We start from the raw sequence: 24,508 nt of genomic DNA on the forward strand, positions 1-24,508 counted from the left end.
ATTTGATTGGAGGTCAATCATGGCACAAGAAGTTTTAGTTCCGCCTAGTCGTGAACAGAAAAGAAAACGTTTTAAAGCTCGATTGAAGGCGAGTGTCCCTTTATATATCTTAGCATTTCCTTCTTTAATTCTTTTGTTTATTTTTGCTTATGTCCCAATGGGTGGTATTGTAATTGCTTTCAAAGATTATCTACCTGCTTTAGGTATTTTAGAAAGTCCTTGGGTTGGACTCAAGCACTTTAAACAGTTTTTCAATTCTTACCAGTTTCCAATAACAGTCGGCAATACGATTAAAATTTCTTTATACAGTATTTTAATCGGCTTTCCATTACCAATTGCTTTAGCATTAATGGTTAACCAAATGCGAGAGGGCTACTTTAAGAAAGTGTTTCAGGTGGTTACTTACTTACCGCATTTTATCTCAGTAATGGTTATTTGTGGGATGATCATTATGTTCCTATCGCCAACATCAGGTTTAGTGGCTAACATTCTGGATCAGTTTGGTATGTCAATGCCTAACCTATTATCAAGTCCAGATCGTTTTGCGGATGTGTATGTCTGGAGTGATGTGTGGCAACACATTGGTTGGGATAGCATCATTTATCTCGCTGCTTTATCAGCGATTGATCCGACTTACTATGAAGCAGCCACCATGGATGGGGCGAATACCTTCCAGAAGATTAAAAATATTGATATTCCTTTAATTTTACCGACAGCCATGATTCTATTAATTTTACGTATGGGTAGTCTGTTAGGAGTCGGCTTTGAAAAAGCTCTCTTATTACAAAACCCATTGAACTTGGCAGGAAGTGAAATCATTTCTACCTATGTTTATAAAATAGGTCTGCAAAGCATGCAATATAGTTTGTCAACAGCTATTGGTTTATTTAATACCGTCATCAACTTAGCGCTACTTATTTTTGCTAACTGGCTATCAAAACGTATGACCAAAACTGGTTTGTTTTAGGAGGAAAAGACATGCAATTATCAAAAAAACGAACCAATAAAAGGAAGAAGACCTTATCGGAAAAGGTATTTACTTTCTTCATCTACACATTTGCTATCGCTTTGATGCTAGTGATTGTGTATCCCTTGTGGTTTGTCATTATCGCGTCATTCAGTAATCCCGCGGATGTCGCCAATGGAAATGTTTGGTTTTGGCCAAAAGAATGGAGGTTGGATGGTTACTTAAAGCTATTTGAACAAAGATTAATCTGGCGTAGTTACTTTAATACTATCTTCTATACGGTTGCAGGAACGCTGTTTGCACTTTTTGTTAATGTGCCCGCTGGTTTTGTACTGACACGTAAGGATATGGTTGGTCATAAGTGGTTTGTTTGGCTTTATATTATTCCAATGTTTTTTGGAGGAGGTTTGATCCCGACTTATTTAGTCGTTAATAAACTAGGATTAGTTGATACCATCTGGGTCATGATTGTGCCTTTTGCAGTTTCGAGTTTCAACATTATTGTTATTCGCACATTCTTCCAGAATAGTATTCCAGCAGGCTTATGGGAAGCGGCCCAAATTGATGGCGCTGGAACCATTCGATATTTCATTCAAATTGTTTTACCGCTTGCCAAAGCGATTCTTGCAGTAATTGGACTGTGGACAGCCGTTGGTATTTGGAACTCATGGTTCAACGCGTTAATTTATTTACGAGATGAGAATTTACAACCTTTGCAGCTCATCTTACGTAGGATGTTAATTAATAATCAAGTGTTAATGGAATCATCATCAGCAGGAAACCTAGCTGCCGAACTCAGACAGTTGGCTGATATGATGAAGTATGCGTCAATTGTTGTCTCAACAGCACCTATTATGATTTTGTATCCATTTTTACAAAAATACTTCAATCAAGGCGTTATGATTGGCGCCTTAAAAGAATAGAGGAGAACATTATATGAAAAAATCTATTAGAAAACTATTAACAGTGAGTTCTTTATTAGCAATGACAAGCGGAATTCTACCAAGTTTAGCAGTGAGTGCTCAAGACGTGAGTGAATATGAAATCGCAACCGTTCGTTGGTCTGATTGGGGAACGGATTATCAGAATGGTTTCGTGACTGATAGTCAAGCTGAATTTGGCATCAATGTCACATGGGATACTTACGTGAACTCTGACTGGGCTGATCAAAAGGCCGTTATTATGGCAAGTGGTGATTTGCCGGATGCTTTTCTAGGGTCGAACGCTTTAAGTGATTCTGAAATTATGCAGAATGCTGCTCTATTCTTACCATTGGAAGATTTAATTGCAGAACACATGCCTAATTTAACAGCTGCCATGGAGAAAGAACCTTTACTGAAACAAATTGCGACGGCGGCAGATGGCCATATTTATGGTTTACCGACGAAATTACCAATGAGACCTGTAGTAGGAAACCAACTTTTCATTAACCAGACCTGGCTAGATAATCTTGGTTTAGAGATGCCGCAGACTTATGATGAATTTGTTGAAGTATTGCGTGCCTTTAAAGAAGAAGATGCCAACGGTAACGGGGATGCTACCGACGAAATTCCATATGGTGCCGGTAACTATGATGCGATTTTCGCCTACATCTTACCATTCAATGTTAGAAACGGTTACGAGTATGACATGGGCTTACAAGATGGTGAGCCAATCTACAATCGCATCACTGAAGAATATAAACAAGGAATCGAAGCGATGGCCGCAGCTTATGCAGAAGGCTTAATTGATTCTGAAATCTTTACTCAAGACACATCAATGGGAGAAGCGAAACGTCAAGATACAGCAGGCGCTCGTGTCGGTGTGGCAGCAGGTTGGACGGCCGATGCTTTATTTGGTCAAAACTCTGATCAATATGTTGCTTTACCAGCTTTAGAAGGTCCAGATGGCAATCGCTATGTTATTTCTGACCCTGACCATTTAAATTATAACCGAAATGAATTTTTAATTTTACGTGATACAGAAAACCCTGAAAAATTATTACAATGGCTAGATACTTGGTATACAGAGGATGCATCGATTCAAACTTTCTACGGATCATTTGGCATCGCTACTCAGAAGAATGACGATGGAACTTATACGGTTCTACCACCAGTTGGCGGAGAAACAGCAGATATTTCAGCTTGGGTTAACTCATTAAGAGACTTCGGACCGAAATATGTTACCGATGGTTTTAATGACAAAGTTGAGATTGACGAAACAGAAGGGGACGGACTGAAATTAATCTTAGACAATGATTTAGCAGAATTTGCCTTACCAGCCTTCCCACGTGTAAGTTACACACAAGAAGAAATCGGCCAATTAACTACTCTAAACATCGACATCAGTTCATACGCTAGTCAAGCAGCTACGCGATGGGTTGTTGAAGGCGGCGTCCAAGACGAATGGGATACTTACTTAGATACACTAAACCAAATGGGCTTAGAAAACTTTTTAAGTATCATGGATGCAGCCTATACACGATACGAGGAAAGTGCTCAATAATCACGACAAACATTAGGAGGCCATAAACATGAGACAACTACTCAGTCTAGACAGTAAAATAATTCAATTTCTCAATAAACTATTTGATTTAGTCGGTTTAAACGTCCTTTTTATGGCCTGCTGTTTACCCATCATTACGATACCCGCTGCGTGGGGGGCCTTACTAACGACCAAATACAAACAACAAACATTCCCTGATTTAGCTATTTACACAGTATTCTGGAAGCTAGTTAAAGAAAAATGGATCACATCCTTAAAAACAGGAAGCTTTACATTAACCGTTTTTCTGTGCTTAGTTGTATTACCCTCACGATTAAACATAACCTTATTACTGCCAATTCAATTAATCGGCATCATCACTACCTTAGTTTTATTGACCTATCAATTTATTTTAACTGGCCTGTATGAGATGAAGTTCAAGGACACCCTCAGAAATTGCGGCTACCTATTCATGAGCTTTCCCATCCAAACAAGCCTCATGATTATCATAAATACACTGATCGTATTCCTAAGCGTGACTAGCTATGCCGGTCTATTGATAGCCGTCTATTTTTACCTATTCGGAGGCTTCGTAGGTTTGGCCAACCTGAACGCCTGGTCCCTACGTAAAGTACTGACACAACTCAGCACAGACTAAACACCAATCACCTTGCTCTTTAAAAAGAGTGAGGTGATTTTTTTGCTTTGACAATAGGGCCGCTAGTTAACCAGAATTAACGACCAGCTAAACAAGCCCCTCAATCTCTGTAGACCTCTCTTTTTTAAAGGATGACTTAAAATATATTCATGGTATGATAGATAGACTATGTTTAAAGGGAGAAGGATGTCATGAAGGTGCCAATATTGTATGAAGACAATCATCTATTATTGGTAGAAAAACCGGTCAATATACCGGTTCAATCAGATAAAAGCCGTGATCTAGATTTATTGAGTTATTTAAAAGAGGATATTAAAGTCCGTTATCAAAAACCGGGCAATGTGTATTTAGGCTTAGTGCATCGTCTGGATAGACCAGTTGGTGGGGCGATGGTTTTTGCGAAGACATCCAAAGCCGCTTCACGTTTATCGGATCAAGTCCGACGCCATGCGATGACCCGCAAGTATTACGCAGTGGTTCAAGGCCGCCCGTCTAAAGCTAAGGATCAGTTGATCGACTATTTATACAAAGACACCAATAAGAATATTGTCTCGATTGTGCCTGCCAGTCATGGTCAGGGCAAGAAGGCGATGTTAACTTATGAAGTCTTAGAAACACAAGGTGACTTAAGTCTATTAATCGTACAATTACAAACCGGCCGTCCACACCAAATTCGTGTGCAATTAGCTGGCATGGGCACTCCGATTTGGGGTGATCAAAAATATGGTCAAGCATTCAGTAAAGTTGGTCAACAAATTGCCCTTTGGGCACATACTTTAGGGCTCGAACATCCGGTCAAAAAAGATTGGGTTGAAGTCACGTCTCTACCCCCTTCAGGCTTTCCGTGGGATGTTTGGCAGAATATTTAGTACACTATAGCATATAGTATTTGCAAGTGTTCAATGAAATGTTTCAATTAGGAGGATGAAGCTAGCATGGAGTTTTTAAAACTAGAGGTCTTCATACCACTTGGTCATGAAGAGTCGATCATTGAAGCTTTAAATTCAGGTGGTTTTTTAAGAGAAGGTAATTACGATTATTGTTACGCGACCAGTCTGGTTAAAGGGCATTTTCGTCCACTCGACGACGCGCAAGCTTATATCGGACAGACTGGCGAGTTGACTGAAGTCGATGAAATAAAGCTCGAATGTCGCATTCAAGCGAAACATCGCACAGAGGTGGAAGCACTCATTCGTTTAGCACATCCTTATGAAATTCCGGTTATGAACTACATGGCTTTAATCGATTAAGACCTAGACTTGTCTAACAGGCCATAAAAGAAAGCCGTCAGGCGCACCATGTTTCGTGGTTCGCCTGACGGCTTTTGGTTTAGAGTTTGTCCGTAGTTTTATCGAGTTTTAACCAACGTTTGGCTTTACCAATACTCGCGTTTTTCGCAGCGTTCCCAACGGTTTTGAGAACGACACTGCTGTTGGACTTAATGATACTGCCCATATATCTCAGGGCCTGCGTCGAAGTCGCTCGACGCAGACTGCTTTTTTCGAGCGAGTGTGCACTGCCTAAATAATTTTGCGTGATTAAACCAACACGTAAGGTCAAAAACGCGTTGACCGTGCCTTCCATTAGAGAACTGACGATTAAATTAGTGACTGGCACCATGCCTGGAATGGCCGAGGCTAAACTTTCACCAATAATCGTGGCTATCAGCGGTTCCATTTGATCTTCAATCAAGTCAGCATCTTCCAGCGTGCGCGCCATCAATACGACACTTGCCACTTGGAGATATAACTTCAAGAGACTGACGAGAGAAGGGCGTGTTTCATAAAATTTAGCCAGTTGCCAAATCATCCGCATCAAGGTGAAGAGGACCATAAAACTGTCGAGCGAGCCGTTTTGCGAAATGGCCGTGCTCAAGAAAATGGCATTCGCATTTTCTTTGATGACCGGTAAAGAACGTTCTCTCAAGGTCGCCAGTCCTTCATTAATCAAGGCCGCTTTACTATCAGCGTCGAGCGTTATCTCCTTATCTTCAGCCGCTAGTTGATATTGAGTCGCCTCTAGGTGAGGATTTTTAGCCAGAATATTGAGCCAACTATCGAGGTAGGCCGCATGTTCTTCTTCGCTGGGATTGGCTGGTAGTTCAAGTACGGGTTGATTTCTAAATAATTGCCGAGTGACTTTATAACCAATGAAGGCCAAGCCTATTACGAGAATTGTGATCACGACGCTTGCAAGGATTGGATGTAATTGTGCCATAAACTGATACAGAGTCCAAAATTGATTGATAATAAAAATCGTCATCAGGATGCCAAAAATTGCGCCACCCCAAATCAGTAATCGCTTCAAATCTTTCCACCATTGGCTCATATAGCCACTCCTTTCGTCTGTCTTTCTCTTACTTTACCTTAAAACCGCGAAGTGCGCCATCAGTCAGAAGACCTATTTTGGAAAAAGTGTGTTAATTATGCCAATCGGCACAACTAACTTGCGTCATTGCTTCGAATGTCTCTTGTGAGTACGAAATTCCCCGTCCAGTTACGCGAATTAATCCCACGTCCTGTTGTGTGAGTAGTCCCGCACAAAAAAACAGCCCTTGACACTACGCTCGCATCAGGGGCCGTTGGCTATATAGACAACATCTGTTACTACCGTTTTCAATCTCATTCATCGAGAACAAGGGGACAACGCTTAATTAAAATTCTCGAATTGAGTCATTCATGCAACTAGATATTTTCTAAATTAGCAAAATGTTCTAAGGTACGAACCATATTCGACACGAAACCATACTCATTGTCATACCAAGTCACCGTCTTGACTAACTGGCCACCGTCAGCATCCATCAATTTCGTTTGAGTCGAATCAAATAAAGAACCAGCTGGGAAACCAATCACATCTGAAGACACAATTTCGTCTTCCACGTAAACATAAGAATCCGACGCATCAGCTTTCATTGCCGCATTGACCTCATCAATTGTGACATCGCGTTCTAGGACAGTGTACAATTCTACCATCGAACCTGTCACAACCGGAATACGAATCGCACTGCCATCAATCTTCCCATTCAACTCAGGAATTACCTTACCAATTGCCTTAGCGGCCCCGGTCGTGTATGGAATCGCATTTTGAGCAGCGGCACGATTCTTACGCCCACCAGGAGAGTCCTGTAGACGCTGAGAAGCTGTGTAACCATGAATCGTCGACATCAAAGCACGCTTGATGCCAAAATGATTATTTAAAGAAAATACTAAAGGCGCCAAAGCATTTGTCGTACAAGACGCAGCCGATACAATCGTATCATCCTGCGCAATCGACTCTTCATTGACACCAAACACAATCGTCTTGGTCACATCATCCTTAGCCGGCGCAGAAATTAACACCCGCTTAGCGCCTGCTTGAATATGAGCAGCTGACTTTTCTTTCGACGTATAAAAACCCGTACACTCAAGTACAATGTCAATATCTAAATCGCCCCAAGGTAAATTCGCCGCATCCTTCTCTTCAAACGTCTGAATCGCATAATCCCCAACTACCATCTTATCGCCATCCAAAGAGACATTATAAGGAAAACGCCCCTGAGCCGTATCATACTTCAACAAATAAATTAAATCCTTATTATCCGTCAAATCATTAATTGCCACTACCTCAAGATCACTATCCGTCTCTAAAATCCGCTTTAATACCAAACGCCCAATCCGACCAAACCCATTAATCGCTACTTTCATAGCCATCGAAAATCCTCCTTCGGAAAAAACAAGAGAGACACTACCCATACATCTTAAGCAAAATAGGACATAAAGCATTTAATCTGCCTCAAAAATAACTCTACACTGCTTCCAAACCACTACAAGCCGGGACTATAGGTGCGATAACACCCCGCCCTAAACCCATAGCCAGAAATTTTAAGACCGCTCCTGCATAATCAAGTAACAGATGAAAAAATTATACATTTAGAAAGGAAGTAGGCTCATGACTCAAACATCTCGTGAAACAGTCATTGGTGACTGGACGCCATTAGAGAATACACGTGAAACTAAAGAGAGGGAGCGCTACTATTTCTTGGGTACAGATGCGACTGTTTATTTAATGTATACGCCAGATGGTTATTTATCGGCGACCTTATCAAGAGCCAGCCGTTCAGCTTTAAATTATTCAAATACTGGCGATTTACACACAGGTACAGCTCAAGCCGCCAATGCATAGCATGCTTATACTGGACGTTTTGAAGGCGATGAAGTCACTCAGACTTTATGTCATCATATGGAAATGAGCTTAGTGCCTAAACGAATCGGCCAAGTCCAAGACTGCGTCATTCAAAGCGAAAGGGATGAAATCACCATTAGGTCATAAAGCACTTCAAGTTTTATACGCTGGCGTCGTGTAGACGTTAACTCCAATAACTTGAGAAACTAACGTTTCTCGACGTTCTTTTAGTGTTTTTCGACTAGTCACTCATAGTGTCATCCGCTATACTAAGTACAAACAATTAAGCGAGACGATAGAAAGGGACTAACATCATGCGAACAAACACTTATGTCAAAACAGCTCTAGTATTAGGTCTAATCGCCTCCATATATTATATCTGGCATTGGTTTTTGAACCCGGCCATTGTGAACGATACAAATTATAGCGCTGCAATTGCTATCGTCTGGCCCCATCTAGCAGCCACCTGGTTAGCGACAGCCACCACTTTTGCCTGCTTATTCTGGGAAAAGAAAGGACTACTTCTATTGTCAGCCGGCCTTTACGGCTTAGCGGTGGCTTTGATTCCAGATTATATGATGTTCGTCATTATTCAAGCAGCCCTAATGTTCACAGCCTACTTGAGATTTGACACCATTGAACCCGAAAATTAAAGGCAAACACTCGCAAGCCCAAATGGTTTGCGAGTGTTTGTTTATTGGTATATGAAACCAAGCAATCGTTTGGCCTTTGGCTAACAATTGCTTGGATAAGGGGATAAAAAAAGATAAATAGGCGGACAATAGTTGGCTGACGCAAAGCATTTTTTTGGGGGCTCGCTTAGCGTAGAGCTTTATTAATCTATAGATGTATCCGCTTACTTTTTATCATAACACGGTTTAGGATAATTGAATAGTCCCTATTAAAAAAAGCGAGCAACTATCCTAAGATAATTGCACTCGCTAATCCTTGTGTATTTATTTTCTCGAATTAGTTCGCAGTTGGCGAACAAACCAGCGCGTATATAAAATAAATGCCAACAGCAAACCGATAGCGGTTAGACTCATTAACAGGTTGGCTAGGGTCTGGTTCAAATTTGGAAAAGCGACCAGAATCAAAGCGCATGCATAGAAAACGAAGGTCGACACTTTGCCGTACCACAAAGCGCCATCCATGACTTTGCCATTTCTAAACAAGACAATTTGACAAACTAACAAGGCGATTTCCTTGATGACAAAGACTGCAATCACAATCACCATTCCCGGCCAAGTAAATACCAGACAAATGATAATCGCCAATTGCGTCAGCTTATCCGCAAAGGGATCCAGCAGCTTCCCAAGGTCAGTAATCATATCAAACTTGCGCGCAATTACACCATCGAGATAATCCGTCGCCCCCGACACCATCACAATAAAAGCCGCCCACAGATAATTATGGCGAAGAGTCTCATTCAGATAAACATAAACAAAAAGTGGAATCAACAGAATCCGCACAATCGATAATAAATTCGGAATCGCCAACCAATCCGCTTTCTTAATCGGCGATTTTTTCAAATTATTCACACGCACACCTCCTCTAAAACTAAAACTAATTTTAACATATTTCTCATCATTTGCGTTGTTTTAGTACTTAAACCATCTTTTTACAAAATATGAGCGACATTCATAAGGCGACAGTCTGCTTGGGAGGAGGCACCTAGGACGCTCATCCAATCCCATAAACTGGCCGTTACGGCGAGTAGCAGTTTTGGCCCTGGGCGCTACGGCGAGTAGCAGTTTTGGCCCTGGCCGTTACGGCGAGTAGCAGTTTTGGCCCTGGGCGTCGCGGCGAGTAGCAGTTTTGGCCCTGGCCGTCGCGGCGAGTAGCAGTTTTGGCCCTGGCCGTTACGGCGAGTAGTAGTTTTGGCCCTGGCCGTTACGGCGAGTAGCAGTTTTGGCCCTGGCCGTCGCGGCGAGTAGCAGTTTTGGCCCTGGGCGTCGCGGCGAGTAGCAGTTTTGGCCCTGGCCGTTACGGCGAGTAGCAGTTTTGGCCCTGGGCGTCGCGGCGAGTAGCAGTTTTGGCCCTGGGCGTTACGGCGAGTAGCAGTTTTGGCCCTGGGCGTCGCGGCGAGTAGCAGTTTTGGCCCTGGCCGTGACGATAACCTGATCACAACAGTCAGCGCTTTCACCAACACAAGAATGCGCTTGATCCACACGGGACAAGCGCACACTTAAATGTTAAATTTCAAAAGTTAATCTTTTTCTTTCAAGCCCATCTCTTGCTCGAAGTAATCTACACGGTCTTCAAAAGAAACCACTTCGTGAATTTCATGTAGCATCCATACATAGCCTTCCAAATCAGCAAACATCGCGTTCGTGATCCCCATTTGCTCCATATGAATCGGCGTTTGAATTGCTTGGCAATCCAAAGCCATCGCTTTTTCCCAAACGGCGTGCAAATCGGGAACAACTAAGTTGAACCAAAAAGGCATACCTTCCCCTTCACCAGGTCCCATCAAGCCTTCGATTTCGTTCTCAGCAAATATTTGGAAACGTGTACTGAACAAGGTGAAAACTGCTTCACTGTGATCAGCCGCTTGCGACAGGATATCAATCGGGAAGATGCCCGCATAGGTTTCTAAGCTCAAGGCCACGTCTTGAACAACATAAGCAATTGCCAGGCCTTCAAAAGCGTCAATGTCGCTTTTTGAAAAGTCGTTTAGCATCCAAATATAGCCATCTGGATCGCGGAACATCGCGGTCATTGAACCTGAATCAGCCGACTTTGTTGGTTCGACTAACTCGCTACAACCTGCCGCGATGGCCTTTTGCCAAAGCCCCTGAATATCCTCTGTGCTGACATTAAACCAGAAAGGAAAATCCTCATCGACTGCCGGTGCTTCCATACCGTAGTCGGGATTCGCGTCCAATAAATGGAAACGCGTGCCAGCCAAATTAAATACCAATTCATTGCTGCCGACGGGGAAATTTGTTTCTTCAATAATTTCCAAACCGAACACTGCTTCATAAACTTCCTTCGTTTGCTTCACATTATTTACAATAAAATCAAATTCCACTGCCTGTAAATTCATATTAAAACTCCCTTTCACCAAATATGACGATTAGCCGTCAAGCCACAAAAATTATCTTGTGGCAAAATTAATTCATCTTCATTATTATACGCTTATTTTTGTCAACAAGGCTAATTTTTAGTCATTACTTTTGTAATGCCCTCAAACTGTTTAGCCCTATTTGGGCCGAGCGGTTCTGCGAGCGATAAAGCTTATCTTCGTGTATAATAGATAAAGTAGAAACGAGGAGGATTTCAATGAAGGGGATTGTAGTAAAATGTCTGGAAGAAGGCTCGACCTTAGAATTACGCGACGTCAAAGCACCAATTCTAAAGGAGGGTGACCTATTGATTGAGGTTGTATCAGTTGGAGTGAACCGAACGGATATTATGACCCGCGAGCGTCAGGCGGGCTATGCCGATGGTGCCAATGAAACGTCAGAAGACATAGTGGAATTGGGTGTTGAAGTAGCCGGCGTGGTGGTCCAAGTGGCTGGCGATAGCGCTGGGATCAGTGTGGGTGAGCATGTCATGGGGCTTGTTGATGGTGGCGGCTATGCAGAATATGTGGTCATGCCAGCAAATCGTGCTATGTTGCTTCCTGAAGGGATTAGTCTAAAAGAGGCAGCCGCAATACCTGAAGTATTTCTAACCGCCTACCAAACACTTTTCTGGCATGGTAAATTACAAGAAGGTGAAACAGTCTTAATTCATGCAGGGGCAAGTGGCGTCGGAACTGCCGCCATCCAATTAGCGAAGCAACTCGTCGGAGCACGTGTGATTGTGACAGCTGGTTCGCAAGAAAAATTAGATGCCTGTCTAGCTCTTGGTGCAGATGTAGCCATTAACTATAAGGAAACAGACTTCAGTCAAGCCGTTTTAGAAGCCACTGACAACCGCGGTGTTGATGTGATTTTAGATTTCGTTGGTGCTAGCTACTGGCAGAAAAACCTAAAGAGCATTGCGGAAAGTGGGCGCTGGGTCTTAATCGGAGCCTTGGGAGGGTCTGTGATTTCGCAAGTTCAGCTGTTTGATTTGATGAAGAAATTTGTCACTCTGACAGGTACTTTATTGACGCCACGTTCAGCTACTTATAAGGCCAAATTAACGAGTGAGTTTCAAGCTCGCGTAAAACCTTATTTGGATAATGGCAGTATTTATCCAATCATCGACCGGACATTTGCTTTGGCGGACGCTGAATCTGCCCAAACTTACATGACAGAAAATCGTAATATCGGCAAAATATTATTAACAAATTTTAGTAAATAGGAGAGTTTAAATGGAACAATTAACTTTATTGAATGGCAAAGAAATCCCAGTATTGGGTTATGGTACTTGGCAGAATGTGGATCCAAGTGAGTGTGTCGATGGCGTTGTCAATGCGTTGAAAGCGGGCTACCGTCACATAGATACAGCACAAATGTATGGTAACGAAACGCTTGTTGGCGAAGGAATTCGTAAAAGTGGTGTGCCTCGTGAAGAGATTTTCTTAACAACGAAAATCGACAACGTCAATCATGCTTACGAAGATACATTAAAATCAGTTGATGAATCATTGAGAGCCTTAGGGACAGATTATTTAGACTTAATGTTAATTCACTGGCCAGTCGTTTCAGGTCATGAAGAAGATTGGCGTGAGTCAAACATTCAAACATGGCGTGCACTAGAAGACGCACATGAAGCAGGGAAAATCCGTTCTATTGGTTTAAGTAACTTTAAAGTAGAACATTTAGAAAACTTATTACCCCATTGCCGTGTCAAACCAGTTATCAACCAACTGCGCTTACACCCAGGAGTCTTACAAGCAGAAACCGTTGCTTTAAGTCGCGAAGCTGGTATGGCAATTCAAGCTTGGTCGCCATTATCACCTATTTCGCAAATGAAAGAAGATGCACAAGTTCTTAAGATGACTGAAAAATATAACAAGTCTATCGCCCAACTTCTTTTACGTTATGGCATTGAGAAAAATTATATTCCATTAACGAAGTCCGTTCATGCGGCTCGTATTACAGAGAATGCACAAATTTTTGACTTTTCATTAGAAGCAGAAGACTTAGCTTACCTTGATACTTGGCATTGGGACGGCGACATATTCTTATAAAAATACTAGAGACGGCCGGTCTGGTCGTCTTTTTTATTGGGTGGATAGGATATGATGGATTAAGTAAGCATCTTTTCATCCACCGTTAGTCAAAAGGACAAAAGGCCTCTGGCTCACAAAATATAACAAAAAAGCGAGGTTGCTGGCTCATATCCATCACGAGCAACACTCGGCTTTCCTATAAAAATCAAACCCCTTCGTTAGAGGGTTTATTCTATCGTGTACCGTCTTAGAATTTTCGATCAGTCGCATGAAATTTAAATAAGGTGTTAAGATTATAGGCAATATTTGAAAGTGACGCTTGAGTAAGATAAACTAATTTCCAATAGAGAAGCAAGGAAGAAGGGGGATATAATGCGCTGGAATGAGGTACAAAGCGATGCACAGGCTTGGTTAGAAGCTGGGCGGCAAGTACTCGAGGTAAGTCCACTGTACAAGGACCATAAACGATTAGAAAAACGAACCGGCAATTATCGATTGACCAATCCAGAAAAAGTTGCCTTGATTGGCGAAACAAACAATCTTCGAAAGCGAGCTAAGCGCTTATTAAAAGCTGAAATATCCGACTCAAACAACATGTCAACACCATTAATTCAAGTGTCTTATACGGATTTTGGTCGCAAGGAATTAGAAGAAACTCAGGGGACATTCGATAAATATTTGACAGACTATCAGTCGACTCAATTTTCTTGGGAAGAATTACAAGCTGAATCCCTTGAACTATTGAGTCAAGGCTTTCAACAATTGGAATATGTGAGACCTCGTGAATGGATGGCTCGCCAAGCAGAAGCGACAGCGGGTATTTATATGGTATTTAAAGATAATGAATTATTGTATATCAACCACAGCAATAATCTCTTACACTCTCTAAATTTACATTCGAACAGTACGCCCGCTTCTGGTTTACGTCGAGCGATTGCGACCTATGAATTAGGCATGGATTTGAAAACGGCACAGGAAGTTGGTCAAGAGGCCCCAAACTTCCAACCTTATGCGCGACAGCATTTAAGTTTAACGGAGAATTTTGCGATTAATCATTACTTACAAGAGTGTCTCGTCGTTAATTTACCTGTGACGCTAGGCCGAATTGAATTATCGGAGGCCTTATGCCATCACTTTGCGCCCAAACTAATGATTAAACAAACAGCCATCACCTAAACACACTAACGGCCGCTTTTCTAGGGGCTGTTTTTCGTATGGTTTCTGATTTGCTTCTTGACCTGATATACTTATATTAAGGAAAGTGAGAGGAGAAAGTGGTTATGACGACAAAAGAAACCTTGAGTGAACCCATCGATGCCGTCCGCAAACAAACAGAGGCCGTCAAACGCAGTTACCAAGATTATCTGAATAATCCCTTTGAAGCTAAACACGTTCATGTTTTGCGCGCGAATATCCGGAAGCTGCGCGCACTGTTGAATTTCCTTAAGCCAACCATCGATCCCGCACTCTATCAAGAATTACAGTCGCATTTGCGTGAAGCAGGGCGAGGGCTCAGTCCCTTACGAGACTTGGATGTGCTACATGTTTTTTGTCAAGATTTTGCGGTAAAGGAACCGGATTTGAGTGACAATTACCAAGCACTGTTCAATTATCTGGGCATCTTGCGCCGGCGCGAACAACGCAAGACCTTTAATAAAACCAATAGCCAACACTTTGACAATATGCTCAAGTCGATTGATATTCTGTTATCCGACAAGCAAATACTCCAGACCAAGCATTGGCCCCAATATATCGATAAGCGTCTCGCGAAGAAACAAGATAAGTTAGAGAATTTAAGTAAGCATGTCGATGAAATGCCTTATGAAGCACTCCATGATACACGCAAAAAAGCGAAGAAATTACGCTATGCGGCTAGCTTATTAAAAAGATCGACGGAGCAAACGTTAAAGGAAATCATCAAGTCGGCTAAACACATTCAAGCTGACTTAGGCAAAGAAACGGATAGTCATGTGATTGAAAGACTACTGAGTGACTTGAGCGAGAAGGCACCTGACGAAGCGGTACAAGCTATCTTATTATTAATCCAAAAACAATTAAAGCTATCCTAGAAAGGAAGCGGTCAGTCATGTGTGGTCAATATAGTTATCTAGCATCAAAGAAAGCATTACTCGAACGCTACCAATTAAATCCTGCTGATATTGATTCCTTTGTATTAGATTATGCGATAGAAGAAGCCGAACAAAAAGAAGACACACCCAACATTTTTTATCCAAGTGGGCATCATCCGATTCTGCTTCCCAATCAGAAAATTTATCATATCCAATGGGGATTGACGCCAAGTTTTGCGAAGCGTCCCTTGATTAATGCCCGAATTGAAACAATCTTGGAAAAGAAGACGTTTCGCGAACCCTTTATGAAAAAGCGCTGCATTGTACCAGCGACTTGTTTTTATGAGTGGCAAGTAGCAAATGCTGGTGACGAGCAATCTAAAACGATGTATAGTATCGCGGTTAAAGATCAAGCTATATTTTCAATGGCTGGAATCTGTGAACGGTATTCAGATGGCAAGGGCGGTAGTTATTTAACTTTTGCGATATTAACGACCGAACCGAGTCAACAAATGGCGCCTATTCATGACCGGATGCCAGTTATTTTAGAACCGTCTTTTGAACAGGTTTATCTTGATTTGGAATTGCCAGCAGAAGAAATACTTGAAAAAATTAGAAACACTCATCCACATGAGCTACTAATAGAGGCTAAGCCCTAATAAAACGACTCAATGAAACAGCCACTATGCTAGCCTTTTTAATGGGCTGACAGTAGTGGCTGTTTTGTTAGATGACGTTTAGTCTATTTGGTCATCGGAAGTTTTAATTGTAGTTGGTCGTTGTAGAAGGTTTGGTAAGTTAAATAGCTGGCGATAAAAGATGAGAGAGTTGCGACGGAAATCATCGTGAACATCACAACGATTTGATAGCGGATTGCGTGGGTTGGGTCGATCCCAGCAAAGATTAACCCAGACATCATGCCTGGCAAACTGACTAGACCAACGGTTTTCGTGCTTGAAATCGAAGGTGTCATTCCGATGCGGATACTGTCGCGTAAAATGGCATGCGACGCTTGTTTACTCGTGGCTCCCAAGGCTAATTTTTCTTGGATTTGTTGGCGACGGTCATTGAACTGTGTAAGCAATGTACGATAAATGACGCCAATGGTTGTCATGGCGCTTGAGGAAATCATTCCAGTAATCGGAACGATTTGTGATGGTACCCAGTCGAGCGTGCCGGACAAAACAAGAATGATTAAAGCTAGGCTTGTTCCGATGCCGATAGATAAAAAAGAGGTGCGGAAGGAATGTTTGATGCCATTACTTGTTTTATGAGCATGGTAGCTAGCGTTGAATATCATGAAGGCAACCATGACAAGCGTGAGCCAAAAGTTATCGACTTTAAACACGAACGCTAAGACGTAACCGATAATAAATAATTGAATCACCGAGCGCACAGAAGCGATGATAATGTCTTTACTGAGGCCGATTTTCTCTTTGAAGTCGACCGAAACGGCCAACATGATTAAAAGAGTCGATAGCATTAGGGATAAATTGCTGATTTCTAAGTTTTGAGTCATTTTATTTAATTTCCTCCATTAGGCCGTTTTCAACTTTTAACACACGATTAAAGTATTGGAGATCATCATTGTTATGAGTTATCCAAAGAAGGGTGGTGCCTTGCGCTTCGTTGAGTTGACGGACATAATTTAATATAATATCACGGTTGATTTGATCGAGTGAACTTGTCACTTCGTCCAATAAGAGAACACGTGGCATATACATTAAATTACGGACTAAAGCGATTCGCTGCTTTTCGCCACCAGACAATTCATGAATTTCTTTTGTTAGATAAGTGGCATTCAAACGGACTTTTTCCAAGCCTTCAATGGCACGCTTTTCGTCGAAGGTCTCTTGGCGAATTTCAGCTGGAAAATCTAAGTTATCGCGGACCGTTTCATCAAATAAGACGGCATTCTGGAAGAAGTAAGAGACTTCTTGACGGTAATCGATTGGATTCTGCTGGCTTAAATCAGCGCCTTTAAATTGAATGCGACCTTCAGTCGGCGAGAGTAAACTTCCAATCAATTTTAATAAGGTGCTTTTACCACTTCCAGAAGGGCCGACAAGGGCAATGCTGTCACCTTCATAAATATCCAATGTAATATCCGACAAGATAGATTTGCTATTAATTTGAAAGCCTACTCGTTTCAGGCTAATAATCGGCTGTGTATGTGCCATCTAATATCCTCCTAGAAATGCTTATTCTGTTTTAAGTTAACTAGAATCATTCTAATCTATATGTGCGTTTAAAGCAACTAGGGTAGGGTATGAACACGTTTACTCCCTCTGAATTTCAACCAGATATGTTATACTTATTCTATGAATGAAAGGGGTTGTAATGGATGCCTAACCAAAACCGTTTAACACTGAATCTTGTGGTCTCGAATGCTCTAATGGCGCTGACTTTCTATGAAAAAGTTTTAGAGGCTAAGCGTGGAGATGTTTTTGAATTTCCAAACCGTCGTGAGAAAAATGAAGTCAATGTGTTGATTGGCAATGTCGCTTTGCGTTTAATTGATGAAAATCCTGACCATGAGTGTTTTGCGCCGAAAGCAGGTGAAACAGCTTCCATTTGGCTACAATTGATGGTAGACGATGTCGATGCTACTTTAGCAAAGGCCCGACATCATGGGGCGACTGAGATTCAACCTCCCAGCGAGTTTATGGGCATGTATCATGCGCAGTTCACTGATCCTTTTGGTTACACTTGGACAATCAATCAATTGCTCAAGGAAATTTCTTTTCAGGACCGCTATGAAGCCTATATGAAATTGCAGGAAGAAAGAGTCGAAGAAGAGGCTGAAGAAGAGGGCAACACACATAAGATTCAGCGTATTGCCAAGGCAGATTGGCGATTTTGACAGGTAGCGGACTTGATAAAATCAGCCAGATTAAGCGCTCGGACTTACGCTGCGCCAACTGCTCGCTCAAGTGCCGAGCCAAGTGCTCGCCCGAGCCCTTATGACAGGATTAACTAAGATTAAATTTATTAAAGGAGCGTTTCATGACACTGACATTTATTTACACTGTAATTGTTTTGCTTGCAACAACCATTGGCGCCGTGACTGGCTTAGGTGGCGGCGTTATTATTAAACCATTATTTGACTTATTGGGCGCAGACACCCCGACAGTCATCGGTTTTTATTCTTCAGTCGCTGTTTTTACGATGTGCTTAGTGTCCATTTACAAGCAAATCAGAAAAGGGTTTCAATTTAATGGTCCGATTCTCATTGGGGTTTCGGCCGGTTCACTAGTAGGTGGCTATTTAGGAGAAAGCCTCTTTTCGATAGCAACCCAGTCCCTCAGTGATGCGATGGTTCAACGCATTCAAGCGAGCTTATTACTTGCGACCTTGATGATAATCTTGATTTACGCCTTCAATAAACATCGCATCAAGCACTATCAAGTCAACCATTGGCTATTAGCCGTTGGTGTCGGCGTCTTTCTAGGTACGATTTCAGTTTTCCTAGGAATCGGAGGTGGCCCATTGAACGTGTCTTTATTAATGTGGCTGATGTCCTTCAGCATGAAAAACGCTGCCGTTTACTCAATTGCGACCATCTTCTTTTCGCAACTATCCAAACTCGGCAGCATGGCCTTGAGCGGCGAACTGTTTGAATTTGACTTTAGTCTCTTGCCATTTATCATAGTCGCCGCCATTATCGGGGGTTACATGGGCACGCTAATTAACCAAAAACTCACTAACCAACGCATCGAAAACCTATACAACGCCTTAATGATCGTCTTGATGTTCATATCCGTCCTTAATATTTACCAAACATTTTAATTAAAAGCTGCAAAAAAAAGACCCAACCGACCCTTTTTAGACAATAGTACCGTCAGTATTATCGTGAAACCTTTAAGCGTCCAGTCAGTCTTTTTCTGCAGTCTTTTTTTATTCCGACTTAATCACTATACCATCCGACACGAGTTGATTAATAGTATTTTTTGAATGATTTTTTACGCAGTGTCTCATCGATGGTAAATAACATTTCATCATAAATGTCTTCACCCATTTGACGAAATTGTGTGGGACTATAGTGATAATATTTGGAGAACATTTTTGAAAAACTGAAAGCATCTTTATAGCCTACAATGCTGGCGATTTCTTTGACTTGCATTGTTGAGCCACGTAAGAGCTGAACTGCCTGGTTCATCCTAAGTTCTTGAATCATATTCTTCGGCGATTGACCGTAATACTCTTTGCATAGTTTGAATAAATAGTTACGACTGATATCGAAGTGATCCGCAATTTGTGTAATCGATAAGTTGGTAAGAAAGTTTTCGTAAATAAACTCATATATTTTTTCAGCAAGGTTTGCTTCGGGAATCGTGTAAGAATTTTGCCGAGTTTGGTAGACCGCAAACTCATGATTAATCGTTAAAAGTAGTTGATAGAGGCGACTAAAGGCTCGTAAATAATCGAGTTGACTGGTTGGATCACTATTAGAGAGTAAAGCAATAAAATTAAGCATCTCCACCCAAGCTAGACTGTCTTCCTCGAACTTGTAGACATCCTGGTTGGCAAGTGTTGTATTGCGCAAATAGTGATGCAAATTTTTGCCACCTAAACCAATCCAGGCAATCGTCCAAGGTTGGTCGGCTTTAGGGGTATAGAAAACTTGTTGATTTTTCTTCAAGATAAAGCCATCACGCGCTTTTAATTCATAGGTCTGATGATTAACCTTGTAAATTCCTGCACCATCCAAGACTACATGGAGGACAGCCTCATGACGGACGCGGTAGTTATTCATTTGGTGAGGAACAAATTTTTGTAAGCCGGCTTCAATCAAAGTTAACTCGCCATTATCCAAGGCTAAGTGTTTCCAAAAACTTTTCATAATCATTTTTTCACCACTTTCTATTCATTACTATAATCATATCATATAATAAACAAAAGGCTATGCATTTGTTATGAAATATCATAGACATTCAATTTTCAAAAAGCATATAATTACAAATGTAAGGGTTTGCAATTTAAGTATCAAAGGAGGTTGTTTTAAAGCAATTTATCAAGAGTTCGTTGGCATTGATTATTTTTTTGGACGTAAGGAAAGGAGAAGGGCGTGTGAAATGCGCCATTTTTTTACTAAGCAATAAAACGAGAATCAATGACAGATAATACTTGATTCTGTCGAGTTTTAAAGCGATTACTAGTAATGCAAGATTTAGAAAGTTTTATTTTATAGTCATAATACTTACAAAATAAAGGAGAGCATTCAATGTTGAAAAATATTAAAAAGTATCTAGTAGCTTTCGTCGTTTTTGTCTTATCAGTAGGTCCATTGGCGAGTTTAAGCCCCGTTAATGCACAAGGAGAAACTTATGAAATTGGGGTTGCCATTTATCAGTACAACGATAACTTTATGACATTGTTCAGAAATGAATTGGAAACATACTTTACTGAATTGGGCGAAGCAGATGGCAATACCTATAATGTTGAATTCCAAGATGGAAAAAATGACCAAGCGACACAAACAGAACAGTTAAATAACTTTATTGCTCAAGGTAAGGACCTATTAATTGCAAACTTAGTAGACCCAACAGGAGCTGACCAAATTATTTTAAGTGCTCAAAGTGCAGAGATTCCGGTTGTATTAATTAACCGTGAACCAAATGCTTCAACACTAGAATTATGGCCAGGCAAAACAACTTATGTCGGTGTTGACGCTCGTCAATCTGGTATCTATCAAGGTGAAATGATCGCTGAATTAGATGACATGGGTGATTTAAACGGCGATGGTAAAGTTAGCTACTTAATGATTATGGGGGATGCTGGTAACGTAGATGCTGAACAAAGAACACAGTATTCTATCGAAACGTTAGAACAAACTATCCCAACAGAAACTTTAGGTGAACATCAACGTGGTAACTGGGATCAAGCAAAAGGTCAAGAAATTGCTGCCAATGCTTTGAGCCAGTATGGTGAAGACTTAGAAGTTATTTTCTCTAACAACGACGGTATGGCTTTAGGAGCAGTTCAAGCGATTAACGGTGCAGGCCGAGTAATCAACGAAGATATTTATATCGTTGGGGTTGATGCTTTACCAGAAGTAGTTGAGTTATTAGGTGAAGGTCAATTTACAGGGACTGTCTTAAATGACCACTTTAACCAATCACATACAGCTGCTGAAGTTGCAGTTAAATTATTAACAGGTGAAGATGTGGCTGCTTACTTCTGGCATGACTATATTAAAGTCATGACAGCGGAAGATGCTGAATTACAACGTTTAGATTATCGTGAAGAAACGGTTGAAGAATACCAACAACGTCTAGTTGACACTTATGGTGAATAATTAATCTTTAGAAGCTTTTAAGGCGTCTGACTGTCAAACATCAGACGCCTTATTTTTAATAGAAGGATGTGAAAACTATTGAATGAAAATGTACTTTTAACCATGACAGACATTGATAAAACCTTTCCCGGAGTAAAAGCATTAGACCAAGCCCAGCTGACAGTAAAAAGAGGCAGCGTACACGCCTTGATGGGGGAAAACGGTGCAGGGAAATCAACTTTGATGAAATGTTTGTATGGCATTTATTTCAGAGATAGTGGAACAATTGAATTAGATGGAAAAGAAATCAATTTTGTTAACTCAAAAGAAGCCTTGGATCATGGGGTAGCGATGATTCATCAAGAATTACAGCCGATTCCTAAAATGACGGTGGCCGAGAATATCTTTCTGGGAAACTATCCAATGAAAGGCTTGTTTGTTGATCATGACCAGATGAACAAAGAGACTCAGCGTTATTTAGATATTATTGGCTTAAAAGTTAAACCTGACACAGAGTTAGGTGATTTAACGATTTCGCAACAACAGTCAGTAGAAATTGCGAAAGCTATTTCTCACGATGCAAAAATTATTATTATGGATGAACCGACATCGTCTCTCACCTCTACCGAAGTCGCTAATCTGTTTAGAGTCATTAATAAACTGAGAGATGATGGCTTAGGTATCGTGTATATTTCTCATAAAATGGATGAGATTTTGAAAATTTCTGATGAGATTACGATCATGCGAGACGGCCAATATGTTGGCACTTATGATGCACAGAAAATTACGACACAAGAAATTATTCGCCACATGGTTGGGCGTGAATTAAATAAACAGTTTCCTGAACGAGATTTCTCGCCTCAAGAAGAAAATATACTTGAAGTGAGACACTTTACATCACCGAGAATGAACTCGTTTAAAGATTGTTCCTTTGAACTAAAAAAAGGAGAAATTTTGGGAGTGGCGGGTTTGGTTGGTGCACAAAGGACCGAATTAATGGAAGCTATTTTTGGCATCCGGGCGATTGAAGCTGGCAGTCAATTATTCCTCCATGGAAAAGAAATTAAAATTAAAGATTCAAAAGATGCGATTAAAAATGGCTTGGCACTTGTGACAGAGGACCGTCGTCACTCAGGTATTTTTAGTGTGCTATCGATCACAGATAATGTATCGGTTGCTTCGCTCAGAAATTATACGAATGCGATTGGCTTACTTCAAGAATCTAAAGTTAAAGCAATGGTTGATCAAGAAATAAAAGCATTGAATGTCAGAACACCTAGTCGCGATACACTCATTCAAAACCTCTCAGGTGGGAACCAACAGAAAGTTATTTTGTCTCGTTGGCTAGTTACAAGTCCAGAAGTATTCATACTGGATGAACCAACCAGAGGAATTGACGTAGGGGCAAAATATGAAATTTATGAAATTATCAATGCTCTAGCTAAACAAGGAAAATCAATCATTTTAATCTCATCTGAAATGAGTGAAATTATCGGGATGTCAAATCGCATCATGGTGATGTGCGAAGGTGAAATTTCAGGCTTCGTTAATCAAGAAGATGCGACGCAAGAAAAAATTATGTCCCTTGCGACTCGTTTCATGACGAGTTAAAGCACATCGATTAAATTGGAGGTATCATCGTGAGTGAAAATTCAAATAAAGTAACGAATCATACAGTAAAAATCAAGGAATGGCTAATTGAAAATGCGTTAATAGTGGTTATCATCTTAATGGTTATCTATACATCATTTAGTGCGAATAATTTCATCAGTTTCAATAACTTAAAAAACATTCTATCCAACGTTTCAGTCCGCTTTATTATTGCACTAGGGGTTTCCGGTGCCTTGATTATCCGTGGAACTGACTTGTCAGCAGGGCGAATTGTCGGAATAACAGCCGTCACGTCAGCTGTCTTCCTCCAAAGAGCGGATGCGCCAGGGATTCTTTATGGTAATATCGCAGGGAGTTCGATTCCAGTTGCACTGGTTGCGGCCATTGGCGTTGGTTTATTCTTTGGTTTAATCAATGGTATTGTAATTGCGAAACTATCTGTGCCACCTTTTATTGCGACATTAGGAACCCAAATTGCGATTTACGGATTGAATATGATTCTGTCTAAGAATACTCCTATTGGTTCATTAGATACAGGCTACAGTCGTTTTGGGGCACAAGGTTTCAGATTAGGCGAATTACAAATACCTTATTTGACTATTATCGCCTTACTAGTGGGGATTATTATGTTTGTCTTATACCGCTACACTGTTTATGGTAAACACATGTATGCGATCGGTGGTAACGAAGTCGCAGCAGAAGTGTCAGGCGTAAACACCCACAAATCTAAGATTATCATCTATGCTTTAGCTGGATTGTTATACGGAGTTGCCGGTTTCCTATTAACAGCAAAAACAGGTTCAGCAGCCGTGACTGCCGGACAAGGCTATGAGTTAGAAGCCATTGCAGCCGCAACAATTGGTGGTGTGTCTACAGCCGGAGGGGTTGGGACGGTTCCAGGAATTCTAGTTGGGGTACTTGTCTTTGAATTATTAAAAACCTGTCTTCAATTTTTGGGGATTACGCCAGAGATGACAAACGTCTTCCAAGGAATTGTGATTGTTGCAGCTGTTGCATTAGACATCCGCAAAACAATGAAGAAAAGATAAAAGTTGTCCCTTTTTCAAAAAACAAGCCTGCAGCTGTCTTAGTTTAAGACAGCGCAGGCTTGTTTTGGATGAGTGAATGAAGGGCTAAAGTAAACAGAATCGTTGGCAAAATTGGGACGACTACGCCAGTTCAAGCTAGAATA

At 41.1% G+C, this 24,508-nt stretch carries 25 protein-coding genes; 18 read left to right on the plus strand and 7 right to left on the minus strand.

The window, feature by feature from the left end; all coding sequences use genetic code 11:
* The first annotated feature begins 19 nt into the window (after positions 1-19).
* The 6 genes from ACTQ45_RS07600 to ACTQ45_RS07625 all read left to right on the plus strand — a co-directional run bounded on the left by ACTQ45_RS07600 (position 20) and on the right by ACTQ45_RS07625 (position 5,338).
* Entirely contained in the window at positions 20-967 is a 948-nt protein-coding gene (locus ACTQ45_RS07600) for an ABC transporter permease (protein ID WP_441752146.1), read from the plus strand.
* A gap of 11 nt (positions 968-978) precedes the next feature.
* Entirely contained in the window at positions 979-1,890 is a 912-nt protein-coding gene (locus ACTQ45_RS07605) for a carbohydrate ABC transporter permease (RefSeq protein ID WP_441752148.1), read from the plus strand.
* Between the two features lie 61 nt (positions 1,891-1,951).
* Positions 1,952-3,451: a sugar ABC transporter substrate-binding protein gene (locus ACTQ45_RS07610; protein ID WP_441763442.1), complete on the plus strand. Its 1,500-nt coding sequence runs from the start codon at positions 1,952-1,954 to the stop codon at positions 3,449-3,451.
* A gap of 28 nt (positions 3,452-3,479) precedes the next feature.
* The gene (locus ACTQ45_RS07615) at positions 3,480-4,088 is read left to right on the plus strand and encodes a DUF624 domain-containing protein (protein WP_441763385.1); all 609 of its coding nucleotides are present in this window, start codon (positions 3,480-3,482) and stop codon (positions 4,086-4,088) included.
* A 191-nt stretch (positions 4,089-4,279) separates the two neighbouring features.
* Complete coding sequence (locus ACTQ45_RS07620; RefSeq protein WP_441763386.1) at positions 4,280-4,957, plus strand: RluA family pseudouridine synthase; 678 nt, start codon at positions 4,280-4,282, stop codon at positions 4,955-4,957.
* Positions 4,958-5,023: 66 nt separating this feature from the next.
* Entirely contained in the window at positions 5,024-5,338 is a 315-nt protein-coding gene (locus tag ACTQ45_RS07625; protein WP_441763387.1) for a hypothetical protein, read from the plus strand.
* 79 nt (positions 5,339-5,417) lie between these two features.
* Here ACTQ45_RS07625 and ACTQ45_RS07630 read toward each other — a convergent pair whose 3' ends face one another.
* On the minus strand, positions 5,418-6,416 hold the full coding sequence (locus ACTQ45_RS07630) for a DUF697 domain-containing protein (RefSeq protein ID WP_441763388.1): 999 nt from the start codon (positions 6,414-6,416) through the stop codon (positions 5,418-5,420).
* 356 nt (positions 6,417-6,772) lie between these two features.
* Positions 6,773-7,777, minus strand: a complete 1,005-nt coding sequence (gene gap, locus ACTQ45_RS07635) for a type I glyceraldehyde-3-phosphate dehydrogenase (RefSeq protein WP_441763389.1) — start codon at positions 7,775-7,777, stop codon at positions 6,773-6,775.
* 238 nt (positions 7,778-8,015) lie between these two features.
* On the opposite strand from gap, the gene ACTQ45_RS07640 reads away from it, so the two are divergent.
* The gene (locus tag ACTQ45_RS07640; RefSeq protein WP_441763390.1) at positions 8,016-8,249 is read left to right on the plus strand and encodes a hypothetical protein; all 234 of its coding nucleotides are present in this window, start codon (positions 8,016-8,018) and stop codon (positions 8,247-8,249) included.
* 314 nt (positions 8,250-8,563) lie between these two features.
* Positions 8,564-8,902, plus strand: coding sequence for a hypothetical protein (locus tag ACTQ45_RS07645; protein ID WP_441752160.1), 339 nt, complete (start codon positions 8,564-8,566; stop codon positions 8,900-8,902).
* A gap of 303 nt (positions 8,903-9,205) precedes the next feature.
* Here the strand turns inward: ACTQ45_RS07645 and ACTQ45_RS07650 are convergent, their stop codons facing one another.
* Both ACTQ45_RS07650 and ACTQ45_RS07655 read right to left on the minus strand, forming a co-directional pair.
* Entirely contained in the window at positions 9,206-9,790 is a 585-nt protein-coding gene (locus ACTQ45_RS07650; protein WP_441763391.1) for a CDP-alcohol phosphatidyltransferase family protein, read from the minus strand.
* 668 nt (positions 9,791-10,458) lie between these two features.
* Positions 10,459-11,298: a VOC family protein gene (locus ACTQ45_RS07655; protein WP_441763392.1), complete on the minus strand. Its 840-nt coding sequence runs from the start codon at positions 11,296-11,298 to the stop codon at positions 10,459-10,461.
* Positions 11,299-11,534: 236 nt separating this feature from the next.
* On the opposite strand from ACTQ45_RS07655, the gene ACTQ45_RS07660 reads away from it, so the two are divergent.
* The 5 genes from ACTQ45_RS07660 to ACTQ45_RS07680 all read left to right on the plus strand — a co-directional run bounded on the left by ACTQ45_RS07660 (position 11,535) and on the right by ACTQ45_RS07680 (position 16,087).
* A complete protein-coding gene (locus ACTQ45_RS07660; protein ID WP_441763393.1) occupies positions 11,535-12,545 on the plus strand; it encodes an NAD(P)H-quinone oxidoreductase in 1,011 nt (336 codons plus the stop codon).
* A 10-nt stretch (positions 12,546-12,555) separates the two neighbouring features.
* Positions 12,556-13,377, plus strand: coding sequence for an aldo/keto reductase family protein (locus ACTQ45_RS07665; protein ID WP_441763394.1), 822 nt, complete (start codon positions 12,556-12,558; stop codon positions 13,375-13,377).
* Positions 13,378-13,731: 354 nt separating this feature from the next.
* Positions 13,732-14,535: a hypothetical protein gene (locus tag ACTQ45_RS07670; protein WP_441763395.1), complete on the plus strand. Its 804-nt coding sequence runs from the start codon at positions 13,732-13,734 to the stop codon at positions 14,533-14,535.
* 104 nt (positions 14,536-14,639) lie between these two features.
* Positions 14,640-15,428 (plus strand): CHAD domain-containing protein, encoded by a 789-nt coding sequence (locus ACTQ45_RS07675; RefSeq protein WP_441763396.1) that lies wholly within the window; start codon positions 14,640-14,642, stop codon positions 15,426-15,428.
* 17 nt (positions 15,429-15,445) lie between these two features.
* Positions 15,446-16,087, plus strand: coding sequence for an SOS response-associated peptidase (locus tag ACTQ45_RS07680; RefSeq protein WP_441763397.1), 642 nt, complete (start codon positions 15,446-15,448; stop codon positions 16,085-16,087).
* Positions 16,088-16,170: 83 nt separating this feature from the next.
* Here the strand turns inward: ACTQ45_RS07680 and ACTQ45_RS07685 are convergent, their stop codons facing one another.
* Positions 16,171-16,947: an ABC transporter permease gene (locus ACTQ45_RS07685; protein ID WP_441763398.1), complete on the minus strand. Its 777-nt coding sequence runs from the start codon at positions 16,945-16,947 to the stop codon at positions 16,171-16,173.
* A gap of 1 nt (position 16,948) precedes the next feature.
* Entirely contained in the window at positions 16,949-17,608 is a 660-nt protein-coding gene (locus ACTQ45_RS07690; RefSeq protein ID WP_441763399.1) for an ABC transporter ATP-binding protein, read from the minus strand.
* A gap of 164 nt (positions 17,609-17,772) precedes the next feature.
* Here ACTQ45_RS07690 and ACTQ45_RS07695 point away from each other — a divergent pair, with 164 nt between their 5' ends.
* Entirely contained in the window at positions 17,773-18,291 is a 519-nt protein-coding gene (locus ACTQ45_RS07695) for a VOC family protein (RefSeq protein WP_441763400.1), read from the plus strand.
* 143 nt (positions 18,292-18,434) lie between these two features.
* Positions 18,435-19,217: a sulfite exporter TauE/SafE family protein gene (locus ACTQ45_RS07700; RefSeq protein WP_441752181.1), complete on the plus strand. Its 783-nt coding sequence runs from the start codon at positions 18,435-18,437 to the stop codon at positions 19,215-19,217.
* Positions 19,218-19,365: 148 nt separating this feature from the next.
* Here the strand turns inward: ACTQ45_RS07700 and ACTQ45_RS07705 are convergent, their stop codons facing one another.
* The gene (locus ACTQ45_RS07705; RefSeq protein WP_441763401.1) at positions 19,366-20,271 is read right to left on the minus strand and encodes an AraC family transcriptional regulator; all 906 of its coding nucleotides are present in this window, start codon (positions 20,269-20,271) and stop codon (positions 19,366-19,368) included.
* A 381-nt stretch (positions 20,272-20,652) separates the two neighbouring features.
* Here ACTQ45_RS07705 and ACTQ45_RS07710 point away from each other — a divergent pair, with 381 nt between their 5' ends.
* The 3 genes from ACTQ45_RS07710 to ACTQ45_RS07720 all read left to right on the plus strand — a co-directional run bounded on the left by ACTQ45_RS07710 (position 20,653) and on the right by ACTQ45_RS07720 (position 24,365).
* Entirely contained in the window at positions 20,653-21,726 is a 1,074-nt protein-coding gene (locus tag ACTQ45_RS07710; RefSeq protein ID WP_441763402.1) for a galactose ABC transporter substrate-binding protein, read from the plus strand.
* Between the two features lie 78 nt (positions 21,727-21,804).
* Entirely contained in the window at positions 21,805-23,316 is a 1,512-nt protein-coding gene (locus ACTQ45_RS07715; RefSeq protein ID WP_441752187.1) for a sugar ABC transporter ATP-binding protein, read from the plus strand.
* A 29-nt stretch (positions 23,317-23,345) separates the two neighbouring features.
* Positions 23,346-24,365, plus strand: coding sequence for an ABC transporter permease subunit (locus tag ACTQ45_RS07720; protein ID WP_441752189.1), 1,020 nt, complete (start codon positions 23,346-23,348; stop codon positions 24,363-24,365).
* The last annotated feature ends 143 nt before the right edge of the window (positions 24,366-24,508 follow it).

The organism is Fundicoccus sp. Sow4_D5 (genome assembly GCF_052116365.1).
In the GTDB taxonomy this organism is placed as follows: domain Bacteria; phylum Bacillota; class Bacilli; order Lactobacillales; family Aerococcaceae; genus Fundicoccus.